21 protein-coding genes and 7 tRNA genes are annotated in these 20,108 nt (G+C 57.9%); 12 read left to right on the forward strand and 16 right to left on the reverse strand.

Annotated features, from left to right (window positions below; translation table 11 throughout):
- Window positions 1–9 precede the first annotated feature (9 nt).
- The 9 genes from A37O_RS0101100 to A37O_RS0101135 form a co-directional block, all read right to left on the reverse strand.
- Window positions 10–942: a phosphatidylinositol mannoside acyltransferase gene (locus A37O_RS0101100; RefSeq protein ID WP_018295648.1), complete on the reverse strand. Its 933-nt coding sequence runs from the start codon at window positions 940–942 to the stop codon at window positions 10–12.
- A 3-nt stretch (window positions 943–945) separates the two neighbouring features.
- On the reverse strand, window positions 946–1,647 hold the full coding sequence (gene pgsA / locus A37O_RS14350) for a phosphatidylinositol phosphate synthase (protein ID WP_051077925.1): 702 nt from the start codon (window positions 1,645–1,647) through the stop codon (window positions 946–948).
- Complete coding sequence (locus A37O_RS0101110; RefSeq protein WP_018295650.1) at window positions 1,640–2,236, reverse strand: ATP adenylyltransferase; 597 nt, start codon at window positions 2,234–2,236, stop codon at window positions 1,640–1,642. Before A37O_RS0101110 ends, pgsA begins: the two co-directional genes overlap by 8 nt.
- Window positions 2,217–4,283: a threonine--tRNA ligase gene (gene thrS / locus A37O_RS0101115; protein WP_018295651.1), complete on the reverse strand. Its 2,067-nt coding sequence runs from the start codon at window positions 4,281–4,283 to the stop codon at window positions 2,217–2,219. The genes A37O_RS0101110 and thrS overlap by 20 nt, the downstream gene beginning before the upstream one ends.
- A 115-nt stretch (window positions 4,284–4,398) precedes the next feature.
- Window positions 4,399–5,682: a Dyp-type peroxidase gene (locus A37O_RS0101120; protein WP_018295652.1), complete on the reverse strand. Its 1,284-nt coding sequence runs from the start codon at window positions 5,680–5,682 to the stop codon at window positions 4,399–4,401.
- A gap of 46 nt (window positions 5,683–5,728) precedes the next feature.
- Complete coding sequence (locus tag A37O_RS0101125; protein ID WP_018295653.1) at window positions 5,729–6,340, reverse strand: copper chaperone PCu(A)C; 612 nt, start codon at window positions 6,338–6,340, stop codon at window positions 5,729–5,731.
- Window positions 6,341–6,364: 24 nt separating this feature from the next.
- Complete coding sequence (locus A37O_RS0101130) at window positions 6,365–6,934, reverse strand: copper resistance CopC family protein (RefSeq protein ID WP_018295654.1); 570 nt, start codon at window positions 6,932–6,934, stop codon at window positions 6,365–6,367.
- Between the two features lie 113 nt (window positions 6,935–7,047).
- Entirely contained in the window at window positions 7,048–7,353 is a 306-nt protein-coding gene (locus tag A37O_RS16355; RefSeq protein WP_156802450.1) for a hypothetical protein, read from the reverse strand.
- 86 nt (window positions 7,354–7,439) lie between these two features.
- A tRNA-Val gene (locus A37O_RS0101135) sits at window positions 7,440–7,511 on the reverse strand.
- A 225-nt stretch (window positions 7,512–7,736) separates the two neighbouring features.
- On the opposite strand from A37O_RS0101135, the gene A37O_RS0101140 reads away from it, so the two are divergent.
- The 9 genes from A37O_RS0101140 to msrB all read left to right on the forward strand — a co-directional run bounded on the left by A37O_RS0101140 (window position 7,737) and on the right by msrB (window position 10,644).
- Window positions 7,737–7,809 (forward strand) — tRNA-Gly (locus A37O_RS0101140).
- Window positions 7,810–7,840: 31 nt separating this feature from the next.
- Window positions 7,841–7,915, forward strand: a tRNA-Val gene (locus A37O_RS0101145).
- Between the two features lie 19 nt (window positions 7,916–7,934).
- Window positions 7,935–8,010, forward strand: a tRNA-Gly gene (locus tag A37O_RS0101150).
- A gap of 33 nt (window positions 8,011–8,043) precedes the next feature.
- A tRNA-Cys gene (locus A37O_RS0101155) sits at window positions 8,044–8,117 on the forward strand.
- Between the two features lie 11 nt (window positions 8,118–8,128).
- Window positions 8,129–8,203: transfer RNA gene (locus A37O_RS0101160), tRNA-Val, on the forward strand.
- A 21-nt stretch (window positions 8,204–8,224) separates the two neighbouring features.
- Window positions 8,225–8,300, forward strand: a tRNA-Gly gene (locus tag A37O_RS0101165).
- 44 nt (window positions 8,301–8,344) lie between these two features.
- Window positions 8,345–9,025: a dihydrofolate reductase family protein gene (locus tag A37O_RS0101170; protein ID WP_018295655.1), complete on the forward strand. Its 681-nt coding sequence runs from the start codon at window positions 8,345–8,347 to the stop codon at window positions 9,023–9,025.
- 4 nt (window positions 9,026–9,029) lie between these two features.
- A complete protein-coding gene (locus tag A37O_RS0101175; RefSeq protein WP_026196024.1) occupies window positions 9,030–10,292 on the forward strand; it encodes a glycosyltransferase family 87 protein in 1,263 nt (420 codons plus the stop codon).
- Entirely contained in the window at window positions 10,243–10,644 is a 402-nt protein-coding gene (msrB, locus tag A37O_RS0101180) for a peptide-methionine (R)-S-oxide reductase MsrB (protein ID WP_018295657.1), read from the forward strand. The genes A37O_RS0101175 and msrB overlap by 50 nt, the downstream gene beginning before the upstream one ends.
- An 85-nt stretch (window positions 10,645–10,729) precedes the next feature.
- On the opposite strand, the gene hemQ is transcribed toward msrB, so the two are convergent.
- Window positions 10,730–11,398: a hydrogen peroxide-dependent heme synthase gene (gene hemQ / locus A37O_RS0101185; protein ID WP_051077927.1), complete on the reverse strand. Its 669-nt coding sequence runs from the start codon at window positions 11,396–11,398 to the stop codon at window positions 10,730–10,732.
- Between the two features lie 240 nt (window positions 11,399–11,638).
- Between hemQ and A37O_RS0101190 the strand changes: the two genes are divergently transcribed.
- A complete protein-coding gene (locus A37O_RS0101190; RefSeq protein ID WP_018295659.1) occupies window positions 11,639–12,277 on the forward strand; it encodes a DUF3000 domain-containing protein in 639 nt (212 codons plus the stop codon).
- 10 nt (window positions 12,278–12,287) lie between these two features.
- A complete protein-coding gene (locus tag A37O_RS0101195; protein ID WP_018295660.1) occupies window positions 12,288–13,472 on the forward strand; it encodes an HRDC domain-containing protein in 1,185 nt (394 codons plus the stop codon).
- 3 nt (window positions 13,473–13,475) lie between these two features.
- Here A37O_RS0101195 and dxs read toward each other — a convergent pair whose 3' ends face one another.
- The 4 genes from dxs to dut all read right to left on the reverse strand — a co-directional run bounded on the left by dxs (window position 13,476) and on the right by dut (window position 18,069).
- Complete coding sequence (gene dxs, locus A37O_RS0101200; protein WP_018295661.1) at window positions 13,476–15,398, reverse strand: 1-deoxy-D-xylulose-5-phosphate synthase; 1,923 nt, start codon at window positions 15,396–15,398, stop codon at window positions 13,476–13,478.
- Between the two features lie 67 nt (window positions 15,399–15,465).
- Window positions 15,466–16,698, reverse strand: coding sequence for a class I SAM-dependent RNA methyltransferase (locus tag A37O_RS0101205; protein ID WP_018295662.1), 1,233 nt, complete (start codon window positions 16,696–16,698; stop codon window positions 15,466–15,468).
- Entirely contained in the window at window positions 16,695–17,561 is an 867-nt protein-coding gene (locus A37O_RS0101210; RefSeq protein WP_018295663.1) for a DUF3710 domain-containing protein, read from the reverse strand. Before A37O_RS0101210 ends, A37O_RS0101205 begins: the two co-directional genes overlap by 4 nt.
- A 31-nt stretch (window positions 17,562–17,592) precedes the next feature.
- Window positions 17,593–18,069, reverse strand: a complete 477-nt coding sequence (dut, locus tag A37O_RS0101215; protein WP_018295664.1) for a dUTP diphosphatase — start codon at window positions 18,067–18,069, stop codon at window positions 17,593–17,595.
- Between the two features lie 52 nt (window positions 18,070–18,121).
- On the opposite strand from dut, the gene A37O_RS0101220 reads away from it, so the two are divergent.
- Window positions 18,122–18,673, forward strand: a complete 552-nt coding sequence (locus A37O_RS0101220; protein ID WP_018295665.1) for a DUF3093 domain-containing protein — start codon at window positions 18,122–18,124, stop codon at window positions 18,671–18,673.
- A gap of 83 nt (window positions 18,674–18,756) precedes the next feature.
- Here A37O_RS0101220 and A37O_RS0101225 read toward each other — a convergent pair whose 3' ends face one another.
- Both A37O_RS0101225 and A37O_RS0101230 read right to left on the reverse strand, forming a co-directional pair.
- The gene (locus tag A37O_RS0101225; RefSeq protein ID WP_018295666.1) at window positions 18,757–19,047 is read right to left on the reverse strand and encodes a DUF4193 domain-containing protein; all 291 of its coding nucleotides are present in this window, start codon (window positions 19,045–19,047) and stop codon (window positions 18,757–18,759) included.
- A 146-nt stretch (window positions 19,048–19,193) separates the two neighbouring features.
- The gene (locus tag A37O_RS0101230; protein ID WP_018295667.1) at window positions 19,194–20,075 is read right to left on the reverse strand and encodes an inositol monophosphatase family protein; all 882 of its coding nucleotides are present in this window, start codon (window positions 20,073–20,075) and stop codon (window positions 19,194–19,196) included.
- Window positions 20,076–20,108: the final 33 nt, after the last annotated feature.

The raw sequence follows: 20,108 nt of genomic DNA on the forward strand, positions 1-20,108 counted from the left end.
GGACGCTCCCTATTTCTTCCGCTTCTTGCGTTTGTCTACGGGCCACTGGGGTTGCAGCATATGCCAATCCTCAGGGTGAGCCGCAATATTGGCTGCGAATAGGTCGGCGATGCGTTGGACGGTATCTTCCAATGTGGTCACTTCCACGGGTGCTGAAACAGAGATCCCCCACCCCGGATCTTTGTCGCTGCCGGTAAACCAGCAATGCACCGCGTGGAGGGGCGCTCCCGTTTCGATTGCCAGCTGGGCGGGGCCCGCGGGCATGGTTGTTTCCTCTCCGAAGAAATTCGCGGCTACGCCACGTTCGGAGAGATCACGCTCGCCCAAGAGGCAGACGATGCCACCACGCTCCAACACCTGCTTGAGCTGCTGGAAAGGCGGGACCTTCTCCCCTGTCAGTGCAATGACCTCGAAGCCCAGGGACTCGCGGAATTCCACGAAAGCCTCAAACAGGACCTCGGGTTTCACCCGCTCGGCCACCGTTGTGAACTGGCCGTATTCGGTGTTCAGCCACATTCCAGCCATGTCCCAGTTTCCGCTGTGCGGCAGAGTGAGAATCACACCCTTGCCCTGATTAATCGATCGATCAAGCAGGTCACGGCCAACAAATGCGTCCGAAATCGAGTCGATGAGCCCTGGGTCCCCAGCGAGTTGGGGCAAGCGGAATGCTTCGCGCCAATACCGTGCGTAGGACCGCACCGATGTTTTAACCAGGTCCGATGTGACGTTTTCAGCGCCGACAACGCGCGTGAGGTTACGGCGCAGCATCTCCATGCCGTGACCATTATCGGAAGCTTTATCTGCGCCCCAGTTGAACAGGCGGGTAACTAATTGGTTGGGCAGCTTGCCAATGACCTTCCATCCCGCCAGATAGCCCAGGGCGGAGAGGTTCTCTTTCGACAACTTTTCAGACAACTTTTCAGGCGATGAGGGGCGTGCCACGCGTTAATCCTTCTCTGCTTCCCGGTGTAGTTCCTGATTGGCAGCTTGTTCTGCCTCTTGTTCAGCTTCCTTGGAACCCGCCGGAGCAGATACGGGTACCTGCGCTTGGGGGTCGCGTGAAGCAATCACCAAGCGCTGGATCACGGTGAACACGGAACCAACTGCCAAAAGCCACAGCGCGACCTCGATCGCGTAGGGAACTCCGAAACCTTCCAGCGCGAGGCCACCAAGGCCAAGGATCAGGCGTTCTGGGCGTTCGATCAACCCGCCGACCATTTTCAGGCCGCCTGCTTCGCCTCGGGCCTTGACATAAGAAATGATCTGGGAGGTAACAATGACCACGAGCGACACCGCGACGGTAAGCGGGTGGGCCTCGTCGATATAGACCAGCCAGAACGTGATGGCTGCAAACAGCGCGCCGTCAGTTATCCTGTCGCAGGTGGCATCGAGTGTGGCACCAAATGCGGTTCCCCCGCCGCGCATCCGCGCCATCGTTCCGTCGACCATATCTAAGGCCGCGAAGATCGCGGTGAGTGCTGCTGCCCACACCAGGTAATCCATGGGGATGAGTACAACGGCGATGACCACGGTGAGTGCGGCGCCGATGACGGTGACAACATTGGGCGTGATGCCTGTTTTCAGCAGCGCCTTCGCCACCGGCTCGACCACTACGGCTGCCGGTTTTCTGCCATGGACACTAAGCACTTCTGTTCTCCTCCGCAATAACGGTGCTCCACCCCTGCGCCATCAGCGCGCGGGTGTCACGTAATAACTGGGGAAGCACCTTGGTTCCGTCGAGCACCGTCATAAAATTGGCATCTCCCGACCACCGCGGCACCACATGCATGTGCAAGTGGTCACCTACGGAGCCACCGGAGGCGCGTCCCAGGTTCAGCCCTACATTAATTGATTCTGGCGCGGAAACTCTTTTCAGCACGCGGATTGCGCGTTTGAGAAACACCATCAGTTCCGCGGTTTCCGCTTCGTTGAGATTTTCCAGCTCCGCTACCTTGCGATAAGGCACCACCATCATGTGGCCAGAGTTGTAGGGATACAGATTAAGTATGAGATAGACGTGCTCGCCACGCGCCACAATCAGTGCGTCTTCGTCGGATTTCGTCGGCGCGATAGTGAAAGGATCATCAGAGCTTTCGCTTGACGACGAGGCGCTGTCCCCCGGCACCTGCGCAATATAGTGCGCCCGGTAGGGAGCCCACAGACGCTGGAGGGCATCAGGCTCGCCCACTCCAGTGTCTGTAAAAGCTCCGTTGCCTTTAGCCTCGCCGTGCGGCAAAGGTTTCCTCGCTCGGCTGGTCGTTGATACGTTCACGCACCCAAGAATCGATCAGATCGACTGCTTCTGCAACTGGAACGCCGTTGACCTGAGTGCCATCGAGGAAGCGGAAGCTCACTGCGTCAGCTTCAACGTCGCGTGCGCCTGCGAGCAGCATGAATGGAACTTTTCCGGTGGTGTGCGTGCGAATCTTCTTCTGCATGCGATCATCGGAGGTATCCACGTCGGCGCGGACGCCGCGCTTGCGCAGTTCCGCAGCGATCGTCTCCAGGTGAGGCGAGAAATCATCGGCGACGGGAATGCCCATGACCTGGTGTGGTGCCAGCCATGCCGGGAAAGCACCTGCGTAGTGCTCAAGCAACACGCCGAAGAAGCGCTCGATCGAGCCAAACAGCGCACGGTGAATCATGATCGGCTGCTTCTTGGTGCCGTCCGAGGCGGTGTATTCAAGGTCGAAGCGATCTGGCATGTTGAAGTCCAGCTGAACCGTGGACATCTGCCAAGTACGGCCGATCGCGTCGCGAGCCTGCACCGAAATCTTCGGACCGTAGAAGGCGGCACCTTCTGGGTCAGGAACGAGTTCGAGCCCGGAGTTGGTAGCCACACGGTTCAGGATTTCAGTGGAACGCTCCCAGATCTCATCGGAGCCCACAGACTTCTTTGGGTCGCGGGTGGACAGCTCGAGGTAGAAATCATCCAGGCCGTAGTCGCGCAGGAGCGACAGGATGAAGTCCAACACAGTGGTCAGCTCTTCTTCAAGCTGGTCCTCAGTGCAGTAAATATGCGCATCATCTTGGGTAAAGCCACGCGCACGAGTCAGGCCGTGGATTACGCCCGACTTCTCGTAGCGATAGACCGTGCCGAACTCGAACAGGCGCAACGGCAGCTCACGGTAGGAGCGACCACGAGAGTCGAAGATCAGATTGTGCATGGGGCAGTTCATCGGCTTGAGGTAATACTCTTGGCCCGGCTTGGTTTCGTGGCCGTCCTCGTCGTATTCCGCATCAACGTTCATTGGCGGGAACATGCCTTCTTTGTAGAAGCCCAGGTGGCCGGAGCGTTCGTACAGGTCGCCCTTGGTGATGTGCGGGGTGTTCACGAAGGAGTAGCCCGCCTCGATGTGGCGGCGACGGGAGTGGTCTTCCATCTCATTGCGCACGATGCCACCGTTGGGGTGGAAAACTGGCAGGCCCGATCCCAGATCATCCGGGAAAGAGAACAGGTCCAGCTCAGTGCCTAGACGACGGTGGTCGCGCTTCTCAGCCTCTGCCATCATCGTCTGGTACTCGTCGAGCTTTTCCTTCGACTCCCACGCAGTACCGTAGACGCGCTGCAAGTCAGCGTTGGCTTGGTCGCCGCGCCAGTAGGCTGCAGACGAGCGGGTAATGGCGAATGCAGGGATGTACTTGGTCGTTGGCACGTGAGGGCCACGGCAAAGATCGTGCCACTCGACTTCGTCGGTACGAGGGTTAACATTGGCGTAGTAAGTCAGCTCACCGGCACCAACTTCGGTTGCTTCATCAGAATTCGGGTCAACATTGCCTTTGTCTTGAACAAGCTCCAGCTTAAACGGCTCGTCCTTGAGGTCTGCAGCGGCTTCCTCAGAAGAGGCGTACACACCGCGCACGAACTTCTGCCCCGATTTGATGATCTTCTTCATCCGCTTTTCCACGGTTTTCAGATCCTCTGGGGTAAACGGTTCTGCAACATCAAAGTCGTAGTAGAAACCGTTCTCAATCGCTGGGCCGATGCCCAGCTTTGTTCCAGGAAACTCAGCCTGTACTGCCTGCGCCAGCACGTGCGCACAGGAGTGACGAATCACGCCACGGCCGTCCTCACTGGAGGCGGGAACCGGGGTGAATTCTGCGTCTTGTTCTGGAACGTGGGAAAGATCTTTGAGGTTGCCCTCAGAGTCTTTGACACACACGATTGCGTTCTCGCCTTTATTCGGGAGATCGCGCTCGCGCATGATTGCGCCGACGGCAGTGCCCGCGGGAACCGTGAAAGATGAAAGATTGACGGGCGACGAAGCCAGATCGTTAGCCATAGATTGTGCGCTCCTTTTGCGCTCACGCGTTCGCGGCATACCTGGCCGCGAACGCTCAACTAGCAAATAGACCCCTATTGGGTACTCGCACAGTCTACTCGTAGGCCCCGAAACTTTAGGACTCAGCGTCGGGTTTGGCTTCGTCGATAAGCAATGACTCTGCCCAGAACTTGTCGCGCTCGCCGTCGACCGAGACCCCTGGTGGTACCCAGTACACGGCAGACCCGATATGCGAGATCCAGGTGTTCAGGCGATCTGATTCATCCAATCGCTGCTGCACGGGAACGTACTGCACGTCAGGATCCTTTTGGAAAGCGATGAACACGAGTCCTGCGTTAGACAATTGCCCAAGCGCTGGGTCGGGTTGAATGTCGTAATTGTAGGGTCGGCGCTTGAATTTTTGCTCCGGGTGATCGTATGGAGCCTTTGCCCGCGCCATGTGACTGTTCTTATCAATCACCGGTAGACCGTATTTGTCAATGGCGTCGTAATCTGGGTCGTCGAACTCATCAGTGCCGGTGAGTGGAGCACCATTGGTCAGGTTGCGTCCCATCGAGTTTTCGCGTGAGACCCGATCCAACATCTCCCACGTATCCAGGTTCATGTTGATCCGGCGCACGATCATCGATGTGCCGCCTCGGGTGAAGTCGGCACCCTCATCGATCCACACCTGCTCGGAGTATTCTTCGTCGATACGCGGATTAACCGTGCCATCGACTTGGCCGAACAAGTTGCGTGGCGTGGAGTCTTTGGGCAGGGCGCCGTCGGCAGACAGGAAGCCTTGCTGCAGCCACCCCGTGTCCACATAGTCCGTGCCGGAGCGCACCATGTGACGCATAGCAAAAGAGGCGGTAGTGGGATCATCGGAACAGATCTGGAGGACCAGATCCGACTGTCCCCACTTGTCCTCCAACTGGTCCAAGGAAAACTCCGGCAGCGGCTTCAGCCAACCGGGCTTTTGATCGCTTACATCCGCGGCATCGAAAGCACCCGGGCCGAAACCCACCGTGATGGTGAGGTTCGCAGGGGTCTGCGCCATCTCAGGCTCAAGAGAGCCCAGCGGAGGATCACCAGCGCACAACGCGCGCGCATCTTCCGTCCACAGCCGCATGAGGCGCCGCAGACCTGCACGGTCCACATCGTCCTTGAGGTTGAACGCCACAAGGTTGAGGTGGGCCGGTTGTGCAGTGGCGATTCCTGCCTGGTGCTCGCCGTCAAATTCAACGGTTGCCTGACCCAGACGCTTACTATCCGCCTCGTTGGTTGATTCTGGCTCGTCCGCCGGCATGGATGCGCTGGCGTGCGCCTTATTCACGCCGGAATTCAATCCGGAGGCCAACGCGACCGAGGAAGCTGCAACAGTCACACCGGATATGAATCCGCGACGTGACACAGACATGTTTACTCCTACCTTCAATTTCCCTTAGTAACTCAGTTGGTGAAAATTAGTGCTGCATCTCCATATCACCCATGTCAGAGTCACCCATCTCTGCGTCTGGATTGTGTCCTTCGAGACCTCCGTCTTCGCCGTAGTTCTCGTCGCCAGGAAGAAGGGTGCGCACTGGGACGTCGGCGACGTCGTAGGTGTTGCCCTCGGAATCTTCGATGGTCACGTCGATCACGTCACCCGCTTCGATGGCTTCTTCGTAGTCCATGATCATCATGTGATCGGCGCCGGGGGCTAGCTCATAGGTGCCGTTGGCAGGTACGACGAAACCGCCGTCCTTTTCTTGCATAACACCGTCAACTACCTCGTGGAGCTCATTGACTGGCTCACCGAGGCTGGTGCTGAAATCGACGATGTTGATGTCTTGATCGGTGGAATTGACCAGGGTGCCGAACACGCCGGTCATTCCCTTACCCGCTTCCATGGCGCGGACTACTGGCTCCTCCAAAACGATTGCTTCCGCATTGGCAGCAACGGTCTCTTCGGAGGCAGTAGTTTCAGCTGCGGTGTTTGTAGCCGAATCTGAAGTGGCATTGGTGGAATCTCCACAAGCTACCAGTGTGACGGCAGCAGCGAGTACAGCAATACCAGTGGTCAGACGACGGGACATGTTTTTCTCCTTGTTGGAATGAAGTTACTTGCGGTTCTTGGAAGCGGCCATGATGCCGCCTACCGCGATAACCACAAGCACGATGCCACCAACCGCCCACACCCAGGGCGAAATTCCAGATTGCTCAGCTTGTTCAGTCTCGGAGGCTGCCTCTGCAGTCTCCTCTGAGGCCGACTCCCCTTCGGTTGCGTTCGCAGCAGGAGCCTCTGTGGCGCCTTCGACGCTAAAGTTGGTCATTCCGCGAGTCGCGTGACCGTCGGAGGACGTAATCTGGAACCCAATTCGGTAGTTGCCCGGACCCGGATCAATGCCTTCTGGCACCTCCAGGGTGACCCAACGCTCGTTGACCACTGGCTCGCCAGAGAACAACACTTCGTCGGTGTCCGCATCCGAGATAGCGAAGGTGTTGAAGCCTTCGTTCACGTATCCGGAAAATTCCAGTGCGATTTCCTCGGGAAATTCAGCTACCTGTTCACCGTCTGCCGGGACCCCACCCACCACTGTGTCGTGGGCAAGAACCTGTGGCGCGGAAAACACTGCAAGCAGCGCGACTGCCGAGCCAACAGCAAAACGGCGAAGACGTGGGTAACGCACTGATTGAATCTCCTTTGAAACTACCGAGCAACCTAGCAATCCGATCCGAATCGATCGGCACATGGTGTGGACGAACTATCAGTAAACATCGTAGTTCTTTTGGACGATAAACCCTAAGCAGGATCCATCACACCACTAGTCGAAAGTTGTAGTTCAAAAGTTCCCCGTTTTTGAAAATAATTATCTTTAGCACGGGTTATGCCGGTGGTATTACTTTTTTCCAGAGCGTTTAGAGGAGGACTGGCCAAAAAAACCAATGCCAAAACTAGAAATGGAATCGCCACCGGCCACTGGCCCAAAACAAGAAAGACAATGCCAATGGGAAGAAACGCAGCGCCAAGGGCAAGGTTATTATCTCCGGAGTTCTTGCCGTTCCGGCCTTCACCGTTAGGGTCATTGCTCGCGCTATTGTTAGCCATATCACAAATGGTACCGGTTGGACCCCGGGCTTGGAATAAGAAAAACCCCGCAAGTGCTGGCTTGCGAGGCAACTTCACATCATTTGTGGTCCTAGCTGGGATCGAACCAGCGACCTTTCCGGTGTGAACGGAACGCTCTTCCACTGAGCCATAGGACCTAACTAACAGATAAAAACCATACTCTGCACCCCACTAGACCACCTAATCGGCAGGTCAGGGCCCAAAACAGCCAAATCAGCCTCGATTGGACTACATTCATGTAATTCACAACTTCCCTTACACGGCAGAACCACCCCCTGACCTGACGATTTGTATTCTGGAACATAGCCAGGCTAAAGTTTTGACTCGCACCAAGCTACGCAGTAATGCACAGCGAAGTGCATGCGGATGTAGCGCAGTTGGTAGCGCATCACCTTGCCAAGGTGAGGGTCGCGAGTTCGAGTCTCGTCATCCGCTCTCATTTCACCGGGCCTGGTTGAAATGTTTCGCGCGATTAGCTCAGCGGTAGAGCACTACCTCGACACGGTAGGGGTCACTGGTTCGATCCCAGTATCGCGCACCAAGGGTAAAACCTTGAAAATGCGGATGTAGCGCAGTTGGTAGCGCATCACCTTGCCAAGGTGAGGGTCGCGAGTTCGAGTCTCGTCATCCGCTCCAAGTACATATAGCGTACTTTGGAGGTAACTCCACGGTGGATTGGTCGAGTGGTTAGGCAACGGTCTGCAAAACCGTGTACACGGGTTCGATTCCCGTATCCACCTCCAGCTTTAATTTTGCGCGATTAGCTCAGCGGTAGAGCACTACCTCGACACGGTAGTGGTCACTGGTTCGATCCAAGTATCGCGCACCAAGTACTCGCAAGAGTTCTGATGCGGATGTAGCGCAGTTGGTAGCGCATCACCTTGCCAAGGTGAGGGTCGCGAGTTCGAGTCTCGTCATCCGCTCCATCAAAGGCCACCCTTCACGGGGTGGCCTTTACTAATGTGTGGGTATGGAAACTCGCACGTATATCTCTCCCACCGAGCTCATCGGGGACTCCCCTGACAGCGAGGTCCGCGCCGTGGCCATTGCCACGCTGGCCGGCGCCATTTCCACCGACGGGACCAGCCAAGCCCTCGGCAATCAAACAGACACCGATCTTCTCCTCGGTCTGCGCACGTGGGCCGATTGCATCCTGGTCGGTGCGAACACGGTGCGCGCAGAGGGCTACGGCCCGTCCGATACACCTTTCGCGATACCGTCCAAGTCACTCGGCTTCGACACCAACTCCCCGTTTTTCACCGAGGCGCGCCACTCGCCGTTGATACTTACACCCCGAGCATCGCTTGACGACGAGGCGCTGGCCCCTCGTCGCGAAGCACTCCGCAAAGCGGGCGCCACACTCATCGATGCGGGCACGGGCAGCGCCGAAGAGTGGATGCAGATCATACGCGCGAGGGGCTATGGCCGCATCACGTGCGAGGGCGGCCCTGGAATCTTCTCCATGCTCTTCGACGCCGACCTAATCGACGTTTTCCACTACACACTGGAACCCCTGATACATAGCGATTCCGCATCCCGACTCCTGGCCCCGCGCCCCAACGGGAACGCATATGCACGCAGAATGCGCCTAGAAGATGCCCGCGCTACCGACGATTCGTTGCTGTTCCTGCGGTACCGCCGGGTACGGTAGGCACGTGACATTGCAACGACTAGATTCAGCGTGGAGCGCACCCACTCCGCTCAACGGACCCGCGAGCGTCCCCTGGCACCGAGTAGGCAACGCCATCGGGTGGCCGGTGGCTATCTTTTTGGTGACCCACCGCCTCGTCGTGCTGGCCTGGACTGGCTCTGCCACCGACGACTTCACCACGGTGCAAACGGCTGCACGGCGCTTCGTCGAGCGGGTGCCGGTCTACGACGAGATCTACCACCACGTCAACCCGCACTACCTCTATAACCCGGGCGCCACCCTATTGCTCTCGCCGCTCGGGCTCGTCGCGGACTCGGATGTGATCAGGCCGTGGTTCATCTTGTTGAACGCGGTAGCCATCATCGCGGCCTTGGCAATTCTCACGCGCATGGTGGGCCACCGCTTGAGTTCACCGCTGTTTCCCATCTCGATCGCGCTTGCCTTCCTCACCGAGTCGGTGACGAATACACTGGTGTTCTCCAATATCAACGGCATTTTGTTGCTCGCCCTGGTCGGGTTCTTGTGGTTGTTGCTGCACCGTCGGTCCTGGGCAGCGGGCATTGTGTTGGGGCTGGCGATCGTCGTCAAGCCGATGTTCTTACCTTTGCTGTTCCTGCCACTAGTGAAACTGGATTGGAAGGCCCTGCTGGGCGGGATCGCGGTGCCGGTTCTGCTTAATCTCGTCGCATGGCCGCTGACGCCGGGTGCAGGCGAATATACGACGAAGCTTGTGCCCTACCTCGGCGAGACCCGTGACTACGCCAACTCCTCGCTGGCCGGCTTCGCGGAATACTTCGGCATGCCGGCGTGGTTCGAATGGGCTCTCTGGATCTTCCTGGCAGCCTGCGTTGCCGTCGCTGTGCTGGGGCTCGCGCGCTTCCGGCACACCGACGAGCTGCTGTGGGCCACCACCACAGCTGCGCTGTTGCTCACTGGTGTGTTTCTGCTGAGCTCACTGGGGCAGGCCTACTACTCCATGATGCTGTTCCCGGCGATGTTTACCGTGGTGCAGCGCGTGAGCTTGTTCCATAACCCCATGGCCTGGGTCGCAGCAGTGCTGTGTCTGGCGCCTGCGACGTGGTACTCGCCCAACTTCCCCATGGTGGGTACGTGGCTGACCACGTTTTTGCCTATGGTCGGCTGGGCGGCCCTTCTCATCGTGGGGGCAACGTGGGTAGTATTGGTATCACGTCAACAAAAAGCGCAAGGAGTTAATCATGGTCAATTATCAAGACTGGACCGAGGAACAATGGCGCGAGAAGCTTAACGACAAAGAGTTTTACGTTCTCCGCCAAGCAGGCACCGAGCCTCCAGGAGTCGGCGAATACACCGATAACGTAGCCGAGGGTGTGTACAGCTGTCGCGCATGCGGGGCCGAGCTATTCCGCTCGACCGAGAAGTTTGAGTCGCACTGTGGCTGGCCATCTTTCTTTTCCCCGCTGGCGGGAGACAAGATCATCGAGCGCGTGGACAACACGCTAGGTATGCGGCGCACCGAGGTGCTGTGCGCAAACTGCAATTCTCACCTCGGACACGTCTTCGCAGGCGAAGGGTACGATACCCCGACTGACCTGCGTTATTGCATCAACTCGATCTCGATGCAGTTCGACGCTAAATAGCCTCGAAAAAGATATCGACCGATCGTGTCTCAGGGGCCTCCATTGGCCCAAATAGACACGATCGGTCGATTTCTTTCTGTAAAAATTAAGGCAGCGCCTTCACGATCTCGCCGATCTCGGCCACGCGGCGGCCGGAGAAGAATGGCACCTCTTCGCGCACGTACATGCGGGCCTCTGTGTAGCGCATCTTGTACATCAGGTCGACGATGCGGTCCAAGGACGGAGCCTCGAAGGCTAGCATCCACTCATAGTCGCCCAGTGCGAAGGCTGGGACGGTGTTCGCGCGTACATCTGGGTAGTCGCGCGCAGCCTGGCCGTGCTCAGACAAGATCTTGCGACGCTTCTGCTCGTCCATGATGTACCAGTCGTAGGAGCGCACGAATGGGTACAGGGTGATCCACTCGCCTGGCTCCTCATCCATGATGAAGCTCGGCAGGTGGGACTTATTGAACTCTGCTGGGCGGTGCAGTGCGTTGCCAATCCAGTGGAGTTCCAACGACTGGCCGAGCACGGTATCGCGGCGGAAACGAGAGAGCGCATCCTGCAGGGTGGAAAACTCTTCGGCGTGCCACCAAATCATCAGATCCGCATCGGAACGGATGCCCGAAATATCGTAGATGCCGCGGATAATGAGGTCGCCCTCGTTCTCCAGCTCGTCGAGAAGCTTGGTTGCCTCGGCGATGATGTCCTCGCGGTCCTGCGGGAGCGCGCCTGGGATGGCGCGGAAGATCGCCCACTGGGTGTAGCGCTGCATGCTGTTGAGCTTTTCAAAATCGAGTTTTGCCACGTCCTAGTATTCCTTTCAAAAATACGTCTCTTCGTTTCGCACCGGATCTGGTATCAAACGAAAGTACGATCTATCTTAGCCCCTGCCGCTACCCAAAAGTCACGACTCCCCTGAAATTTTCTCAGCGTGAACCTGCCTTCCCAAGCGTGGTATTACCCTCGGCGCGCCTCCCCGTAAATAAGTGGCGCGCTCGATAGTTTGGAGGGCGTGACGAATACCGACTCCAACTCCCAGTCCCCTGCAACTAAGTCGCATGCTGAAGGCGACTCGAATGCGTTGCCAGAGGAGTTTAGTGCTGCGGTGGAATCCATGCATGCGGCGACGCTGCGGAAAGAAATCACCCTAGGCACGATTCGCCCACCTCAACGCCCTGCGCCATATAGCCACGCGATTGGGCTCGAGGTCTCCCACGGTGACGTCGATCTAGAGAATTCGGTGCCTCAAGACTCGTCCGGCGATGCTTTTGGTCGCCTTATCCTGTTGCACTCCCCCGATGCGGAAGAGGCATGGGAGGGCACCATGCGCCTCGTTGCCTATATCCAGGCCGACATGGATGATGCGGTGGCTTCCGATCCATTGCTCCCCGACGTTGCCTGGCAGTGGCTCAACGAGTCGCTGGCTGAGACAGGCGCGGGATTTACAAACCTTGGCGGCACCGTAACGTCCACCGCGTCGGTCCGTTTCGGCGAGATCGGCGGACCTCCTCGTGCGCACCAATTAGAGATGCGCGCGTCGTGGACTGCCGACGGGATCGACCTGTCCACCCACGTGGAGGCCTTCTCGAAGGTCCTGGCTTTGGTGGCTGGTCTGCCTCCAGAGGGTGTCACTCGCCTGGGCAACAGTTAGCATAGAGGGCGTGAAATACGCCGACCATGTAGATTATGAACTCGTTGATTCGCTCGAGGGGTTTAAACGTGCCGCTTCCGCGCTGTCTCGCGGGAGCGGTCGTTTTGCTTTGGACACCGAGCGCGCCTCATCCTTTCGCTATGATGATCGCGCCTTTCTCGTCCAAGTCACCCGCCCCGGGGCACCAACTTTCTTGATCGCTCCCGAAGGTTTGCGCGAGGAGTTCGCCGATGTTTTTGCACCAGTGCTTAACGACGAAGCGTGGATCCTTCACGCCGCGGGCGAAGACATCCCCAGCCTGTCGTGGTTGGGACTCAAGCCTGGGGAGCTTTTCGATACGGAACTCGCAGGGCGCCTCGGTGGGTTTCGGCGGCCCAACCTCGCTGCCATGGTCGAAGAATTCGTGGGTGTGCATCTGGAAAAGGGCCACGGGCGCGAGGACTGGTCCCAATCGCCTCTGCCACAAGAATGGGCGGAATATGCGGCTCTCGATGTCGCTTATCTCGAAGAGCTCGCCACAGCGGAGGCCGAGTTCCTGGCCAACCAAAACAAGTTGAGTATCGCCGAGCAGGAATTTGCGTATCTTGTCTCAACCGGCAGCGCCCAGAGTGAGCAGCGGCAGCGCACCTGGCGTGACCTGAAGGGGATCAAGAGTATTCGCTCGCGGGCCTCGCTGAATGTGGCCAAGCATCTGTGGGAGGACCGCGAGTACATTGCTCGCGTCACTGACACGTCCCCTGGCGCATTATTGTCGAACCGGGCATTGATTGAGATTGCGAAGGAGATGCCCTCGTCGAAACGCTCGGTGCACAGGATTCGTGGGGTGTCCCGGAAGTTTGACCCGTGGGACTCGCTCGTGCAAGCGCGCGAGGATTCGCCTGCGGTGTATCCGCTGATTGAGCGGGAACACTCCTACCCACCCGGGAAATCTTATTGGGAGCGTGAACATCCGGATTCGTGGCAGGTGCTGCAGCAGATTCGTGCGGACGTCCTCGACTTGTCGGAGGACATTGAGATTCCTGTGGAGAATATTCTTGCACCGAAACTGCTCAGTGAAACGGTGTGGGAAACAACGAATGGTTCGTCTCAGAGCGCGTCGTGGACAACGCACCGCATGGCCAGCTTGCTCGGCGAAAAAGGGGCCCGTGAGTGGCAGATTCAACTCACGGCACCCATCATTGTCGGCCAGCTTTAGGGTTTAGCGCGCCAAAAAGTTGGCCCACTCGCGGACCTGCTGCGTCACCGACGCTTGGTCAAGACCGACTTCTTCAAGCACTTGCGGGCGCGTTGCCGGGCGCGGGTAAATACTCGGGAAACCGAGCTGGCGCAGTGGCGTGTCTACCTGAGCAGAAGAAAGCGCCTCGGCGAGCGCGGAACCAACACCGCCGCGGATGAGTCCGTCTTCCATGGTGACCACCAGATCGACGCCTGCGGCAAGCTCCACGAGCTCAGGGGTGATGGGATACACCCAGCGAGGATCAACCACGGTGACCAAGATTCCTTCGTCGCGAAGCGACGCCGCCGTCTCGATGGCAGTTTCAGCGAACGTCCCCACCGCTACGAACAAGACCTCGAGGGTCTCCTCATCGGAATCATCCGCGGCCTCTGGGCGGAACAGCACATCGATGCCCGATTCAAGTCGCTCGACTGCCTCGAGATCGGCGCCGACATCACCCTTGGGGAAGCGCACCACGGTAGGGCCCGTGGTCACCTCGATGGCCTCGTTGAATTCCTCGGCGAGACGTGTGGCATCGCGTGGAGCCGCGATACGGATACCAGGAACGATAGAGACCAGCGACAGGTCCCACACACCGTTGTGGCTGGCGCCATCTGGGCCGGTCACACCGGCACGGTCGAGGACAAAGGTCACTGGAAGCTTGAGCAGGCCAACGTCCATGAGTAGCTGGTCAAATGCGCGGTTCAGGAAGGTCGAGTACAAGGCAACCACGGGGTGAATACCCGCGAGCGCGAGACCCGCCGCCGAGGTCACTGCATGTTGCTCGGCAATGCCCACGTCGTAAAAACGAGACGGGAATTTTTCAGCAAAAGGCTGCAACCCCACCGGTCCCGACATCGCGGCGGTGATAGCCACAACATCGTCGCGCTTCTCGCCGGCCGCCACGATCTCCTTGGAAAACACCGAAGTCCAGTCCGGTTTGGTTGACTTCTTCTGCACACCGGTTTCGGGATCCATCACACCGATGGTGTGCATCTGATCCTTCTCGTCGTTGAAGGCCGGCGCGTAGCCATGGCCCTTCTCGGTGACCACGTGCACGATGAGCGGGCCGTCGTATTTCTTCGCGTACTCAAAGGCCTGATTCAGCGCATTCAAGTCATGGCCCTCGATCGGGCCGATGTACTTCATGCCCAGCTCAGGGAACATCGAAGTTGGCAGAACCTGGTACTTCACACCTTCCTTCAGCGCGTGCAACGCATCAAAGGTGCGCTCGCCGACCCAACCCATGGATTTCAGCGTCTTCTTGCCATGCTCCATGACCTCGTCGTAGGCCGGCTGGATGCGAAGATTCGCCAGCTGCGCGCGCAGGCCTTCGAGGTTATTGGAGAAACCTCCGATAGTCGGCGAATAAGAGCGCCCGTTGTCGTTAACCACGATGACAACGTTGCGCTCACCAGTAGCAATGTTGTTGAGGGCTTCCCAACACATGCCGCCGGTCAGTGCACCGTCACCCACAACGGCGACAACATTCTGGTCGCCCTTGCCCTGCAGCTCGAAGGCTTTCGCCATGCCGTCGGCGTAGGACAATGCAGCCGAAGCATGCGAGGATTCCGTCCAGTCATGCTCGGACTCAGCTCGGTCCGTGTAGCCGGACAGGCCGTCCTTTTGGCGCAGGACATCGAATTGATCGGCCCGACCGGTCAGAATCTTGTGCACATACGCTTGGTGCGAGGTATCCCAAATAATGGGTTCATCAGGCGAATCGAACTGCCGATGCAGCGCGATTGTCATTTCGACGACACCTAAATTAGGCCCCAGGTGGCCACCCGTGGCAGACACCTTTTCCACGAGAAATTGGCGAATCTCATCAGCCAATAGTTCTACGTCTGCTTGAGGTAGCGCCTTAAGGTCCGCAGGAGTTTTGATTTTACTCAGGACACTCATTGGACCTCCATTGCTCTGCTTCACCAGTGCATAGCCTCCCTTTGTGTTAATCGAACATCTTACACTGCTAACGGGTCAGTTCAGCCATCACCTCGAAGTGGTGAGTGTTCGGAAAAGCATCAATCAAGGCCATCCGATTCACGCGATATCCCGCCTCGCCCCAATCAGCAAGGTCGCGAGCAAAAGTCGAAGGATCACATCCCACATGGATGACTTGTTCGGGCGCCTGCGCAGCAATCGTCTCGATGACCTCTTTGCCGGCACCCGCGCGCGGTGGATCCAGTACGACGAGTCCAGGTTTTTCAAGCTTAGCGACGACAGCCTCAACCCGACCATTGACCAGTTCAAGGTTGTATCCGTCCAGCTCGGCCTGGCTTTTATCAACGGAAGCGGAGTAGTCAACAGAAATGATCTTGCCTTCCTTGCCCTCTTTCGCCAGTGCATCAGCGATTGCAGGGACGAAGACGCCAACGCCGCCGTAGAGGTCCCAGCCCACGGTGGACTCGAAGGATTCCTTTGCCCATGAGCGAATCAATTGGGTGTAGGTATCCGGCGCATTGGTGTGCGCTTGCCAGAACGCGGTGGCAGGAAATGTGAACTGGTGTCCGTCGGCACGCTCGATGACCTCGCCGGAGCCTTCGATGACACGGGTGATCTTTTCTACACGACGACCGCGGGGAACCCTGCTCGACTCAACGATGTGTCGGTTCCCATTGGAGTCCATGACGGCCACGACTTCCGCACCGGGTGTGAAATCGAACTGTGAGAGATCGTGGATCAGACCTGGGAAGACTTGGCTGCATGGTTCAGTGACTACTTCGGTGGACTTGCGCTTCCGTAGACCAGCACGGCCTTGTTCATCGACGCCGAGTCGAACTCGGGTGCGCCACCCCAGGGTGGGAGTGAGCTGGACGGGTTCGATTTTTTCGAGGTCGAAGCGTTCCAAGACTCCGGAGCGCTGCGCGAGGGCTCCGAGTTGGCCCGTGAGGACGTCGACTTTGTAGCCGAGCTGCACCTCTGGGGCGATGACCGCGTAATCGCAGCACCCAGCGCCGTGGGCGGCAGCCTCACAGGTGGACGCGATGCGATTTTCCGATGGAGTCAACACTTCGAGGACTTCCGCGCGGGCCCAGCGTTTCTTCGTCTTGGTCACGGAAACTCGCACGGAGTCTCCGGGGACGGCACCCAAGACAAACACAACTCGACCGTCGTCAGCGTGGGCGATTGCCTCGCCACCGTGCGCCATCGAGGTTGCCGTGAGTTCAATAATGTCGCCAGTTTTCATTTCAGCCTCGGTCACGGGCGCTTATTCTCCTCGTCGCCATCCATCAAACGACGCATCGCGTCGGGCATTTGCTGCTGGGCAGGCTGCCCCTGAGCTGGCTGCTGTGCACGTTGCTGCACTGCCTGTTGTACCTGCTGGGCCAATTGCTGAGGCAAGATTACCGGGAGGGAGTTACCTGCAAGAATTGGGTCATTGCCGCGGTAGACAAAAACGCGTGCTGTAAGTTCGCGGCCCAAGGTAGCAAGCTCTACTTCTTTGCCTTCTGGTGAGGCCAGCGTCATACGCAGCATCCAGCGCGGACCGTCAACACCGATAATTCGGATCGAACCGTTGACCCCGGTGCCCACGACTTCCCTGCCCCATGGGCCGAGTTCCATCTTGGTGGGCATGCCCTGTTGCCGCATCCCGTCCGAAATTTCTTCGACGGAGCGCTCCCACTGTCCACCCGAGCTTGGTGCTGCGAAAGCTACCGGTGTGATCCGCCCGTGGCGAGTGACGATGTGCAGCATCTTCGGCCCCTGGTCGCCCATCTCTACCTGGACCTGAGTGTCCTTCGGCAACGGGATCCGCAGGGAACCGAGGTTGAGCACGGATACGCCAAAGTCGGAAAAATCAAAGTCGTTGAACTCAACGGAATCACCATCAAATGGGCCGACGTTGCCGTTGACCGGGTCATGTTCAAAACCCTCGGAGACCCCGGATGCCAAGGGTGCTTCCGTTTCGTTCGCTCCTTTTTCCGCAGGATCGGGTTGAGCCACAGGGGCTTCGTTGTTAAGCGAAGCCTCCGTGCTCTCTGCCGACGCTACCTCGGGCTCGCTCGCGGGCGTGTCCTCGGAGCTCTTCTCCGAGCTCTTCTTGCCAAATGGCCACAAAGCCATAATTGCTACCTTTCTACTTCTCTGGTTTGGGTTAGTTCACGCCTGTAGAACCATGGCCGCCAGCGCCGCGCTCGGTCTCATCGAGCTCATCGACCTCGACGAAATCGCACAATTCAACCCGCTGGATAACCAATTGGGCGATCCGCATTCCACGGGTAATTTCGATCGGTTCCCTGGGATCTAGGTTAATCAGACTGACCTTGATCTCGCCGCGATAACCCGCGTCGACGGTGCCCGGACTGTTCACAATGGACAATCCCTGCTTCGCAGCGAGTCCCGAACGAGGATGCACCAAGCCTACTGTCCCCACTGGGAGTGCTAATGCAACCCCGGTTCCCACCAGCGCGCGCTCGAAGGGAGCCAAAGTGACGTCCTCGGCTGCGTAAAGGTCCACCCCGGCATCACCTTCGTGTGCCCGTTTCGGCAGCGGAAGCTCTGTGTCAAGCCGCTTCAGGGGAATCGGCGAAAGTCCGTCTAGATCGTGTTGATTTTCAGTCACGATTTCCACCCTACGGCAGCGGAATAGAACTTTCGCTTCCGACTAGCCTAAAGTTGTAGACGTGACTGACTCGAATGCCCACGAAGTATCTGTGTCCCCTGCCTCAGCCTCCCCCCAAGCTGCCAAGCCCAAGGTTTTGTACCGCGAGCGCCAGTGGGTGCCATGGTATTGGTGGGCCCTGCTCATCGCGTTCGCCTTGCTCGTCGGTTTCCAATTCAGCCTCAACCGCGACTTTTGGTGGTTTTTGATCTGGCTCGTTGGCACACTGGTTATCGGTGCATGGGTCTTGGTCTGGTTGTCCAAGACGACGCTGACGGTCGAACAAGACGCCGACGGTACACGGTGGCTACTCGCCGATAAAGCGAACTTGCCGGATTCCGTCGTTTCCCGCTCGATGGTCGTGCCCGAGTCGGCAAAGCGCAATGCGCTGGGCCGGCAGCTCGACCCGGCGGCCTTCGTGATTTCCCACGGTTGGGTCAAGCAATTAGCCCTGATCGTTCTCGATGATCCGGAAGATCCGACACCATATTGGCTGTTGTCCAGCAAGAATCCTCAGAAATTGCTTGAGGCCTTCGTGCCCGACAAGATCAGTACCCCGGAGAGCACTTCCTAGTCGCATTCCAGTCAACGAAAAGCAGCCACCTCCCTTTCATTCGCCTTTGGGAGGTGGCTGCTTTTATGTATTTGCGCGCAGTCCTACTCGCAGTCGAGACAGACGGGAGCACCGTCCTCGATATATGCCAGCCGGTTCTTCTTCTGCACGAGGAAACATACCGAACAGGTAAATTCGTCGTCGCGTCGAGGAATTACGGTGACGTTGAGTTCTTCGCCCGACAAGTCGGCCTGTGGGATCTCAAAGGAATCGACGATTTCACCCTCGTCGTCCATCGAACTACCTGCAACCTCAGTGGTTTTTAAGCCTTCAAGCTCTTCGGTTTCAAGTTCGTCGTCAAGGCGGCGGCGCGGTGCGTCGTAATCCGTAGCCATGGTGTAGCCTTCCTGAATTTTCTAGCGGGTCAACTTTGATTCATAAGAAGTTGTCTCAGAGCTGCCCATTCAAGTTACGGGCATTCCTAATTGATAACTTTCGACGCGATACTAAAGCATAGGAAGGCGTATGTCATCTCCGCAGGTCATTGGGGTAGTTGCTGATCTCCCCCACTCGCGGCGAAGAGATCCCGAAACGATCCAGAAATCCCCGGGGCCGTAGCCACCACAGGGAAACCTTTTGTTCCCGAAACTTGCAGGCCAGGGTGACTGAACACTACCCCCGATTCGGTAGCAATCACAGCTCCCGCGGCGTAATCCCAGGGATGGATGCCGTGTTCGTAGTACGCATCGACTACCCCCTCCGCCACGCGACAGATTTCAAGAGCGGCAGCACCCATCCGACGGATGTCGCGGACACGCGGGAGGAGGTGGGTGAGCACGCCTGCTTGAGCTTCGCGACGATTCGCTGTGTATCCGAACCCTGTAGACACTAGGGCGCGAGCGGGGTCTTCCACCTGTGCGGCTTGCAGCACCGATGTCTTGCCGTCACGCGTCACCGTGGCTCCAGCTCCATGGGCAGCCTGGAAAATGTCCCCCGTAGCGACGTTCACTACTGCTCCAGCGACGGGCTCGCTGCCCAGCGCTATCCCAACAGAGACCGCGTATTCCGGGATGTTGTAAAGAAAGTTCACCGTGCCATCGATTGGGTCCACGATCCATTGGTATCCGGTTGCCGATGGCTTGTTGGCACCTTCCTCTCCCAAAATCCCATCATCGGGACGTGCCGCACCGATCCGCTCCACGATGTACTTTTCGCTAGCTTTATCAACAATCGTGACTGGGTCCACGTCAGAAGACTTCGAGTGCGTCTCGGCGCGCAGGCTTCCATCTGCGCTGAAACGCGCACGCTGTGTGCGCACGAGGTCAGCCGCACCGGTGGCAATATCGACCGCTAGATCACGCAGTCGAGCGAATTCGGCGATGTCTTCAGGAGTGAAGTGTGACGAAGTGTGGGAGTCAGACATGTAGTTGATTGTGCCCTTTTTATCCCAGACTGG

It is taken from the genome of Corynebacterium lubricantis DSM 45231, from assembly GCF_000379425.1.
In the GTDB taxonomy this organism is placed as follows: Bacteria; Actinomycetota; Actinomycetes; order Mycobacteriales; family Mycobacteriaceae; genus Corynebacterium; species Corynebacterium lubricantis.

Bases quoted from the DNA above. Each gene is read 5' to 3' on its own strand.
- hemQ (WP_051077927.1), bottom strand. From the start codon at position 11,398: ATGCAGCGCTACACCCAGTGGGCGATCTTCCGCGCCATCCCAGGCGCG.
- A37O_RS16355 (WP_156802450.1), bottom strand. From the start codon at position 7,353: ATGGCTAACAATAGCGCGAGCAATGACCCTAACGGTGAAGGCCGGAAC.
- A37O_RS0101120 (WP_018295652.1), bottom strand. From the start codon at position 5,682: ATGTCTGTGTCACGTCGCGGATTCATATCCGGTGTGACTGTTGCAGCT.
- A37O_RS0101225 (WP_018295666.1), bottom strand. From the start codon at position 19,047: ATGGCTACGGATTACGACGCACCGCGCCGCCGCCTTGACGACGAACTT.
- A37O_RS0101125 (WP_018295653.1), bottom strand. From the start codon at position 6,340: ATGTCCCGTCGTCTGACCACTGGTATTGCTGTACTCGCTGCTGCCGTC.
- msrB (WP_018295657.1), top strand. From the start codon at position 10,243: ATGGTCAATTATCAAGACTGGACCGAGGAACAATGGCGCGAGAAGCTT.
- thrS (WP_018295651.1), bottom strand. From the start codon at position 4,283: ATGGCTAACGATCTGGCTTCGTCGCCCGTCAATCTTTCATCTTTCACG.
- dxs (WP_018295661.1), bottom strand. From the start codon at position 15,398: ATGAGTGTCCTGAGTAAAATCAAAACTCCTGCGGACCTTAAGGCGCTA.
- A37O_RS0101230 (WP_018295667.1), bottom strand. From the start codon at position 20,075: ATGTCTGACTCCCACACTTCGTCACACTTCACTCCTGAAGACATCGCC.
- A37O_RS0101170 (WP_018295655.1), top strand. From the start codon at position 8,345: ATGGAAACTCGCACGTATATCTCTCCCACCGAGCTCATCGGGGACTCC.
- A37O_RS0101210 (WP_018295663.1), bottom strand. From the start codon at position 17,561: ATGGCTTTGTGGCCATTTGGCAAGAAGAGCTCGGAGAAGAGCTCCGAG.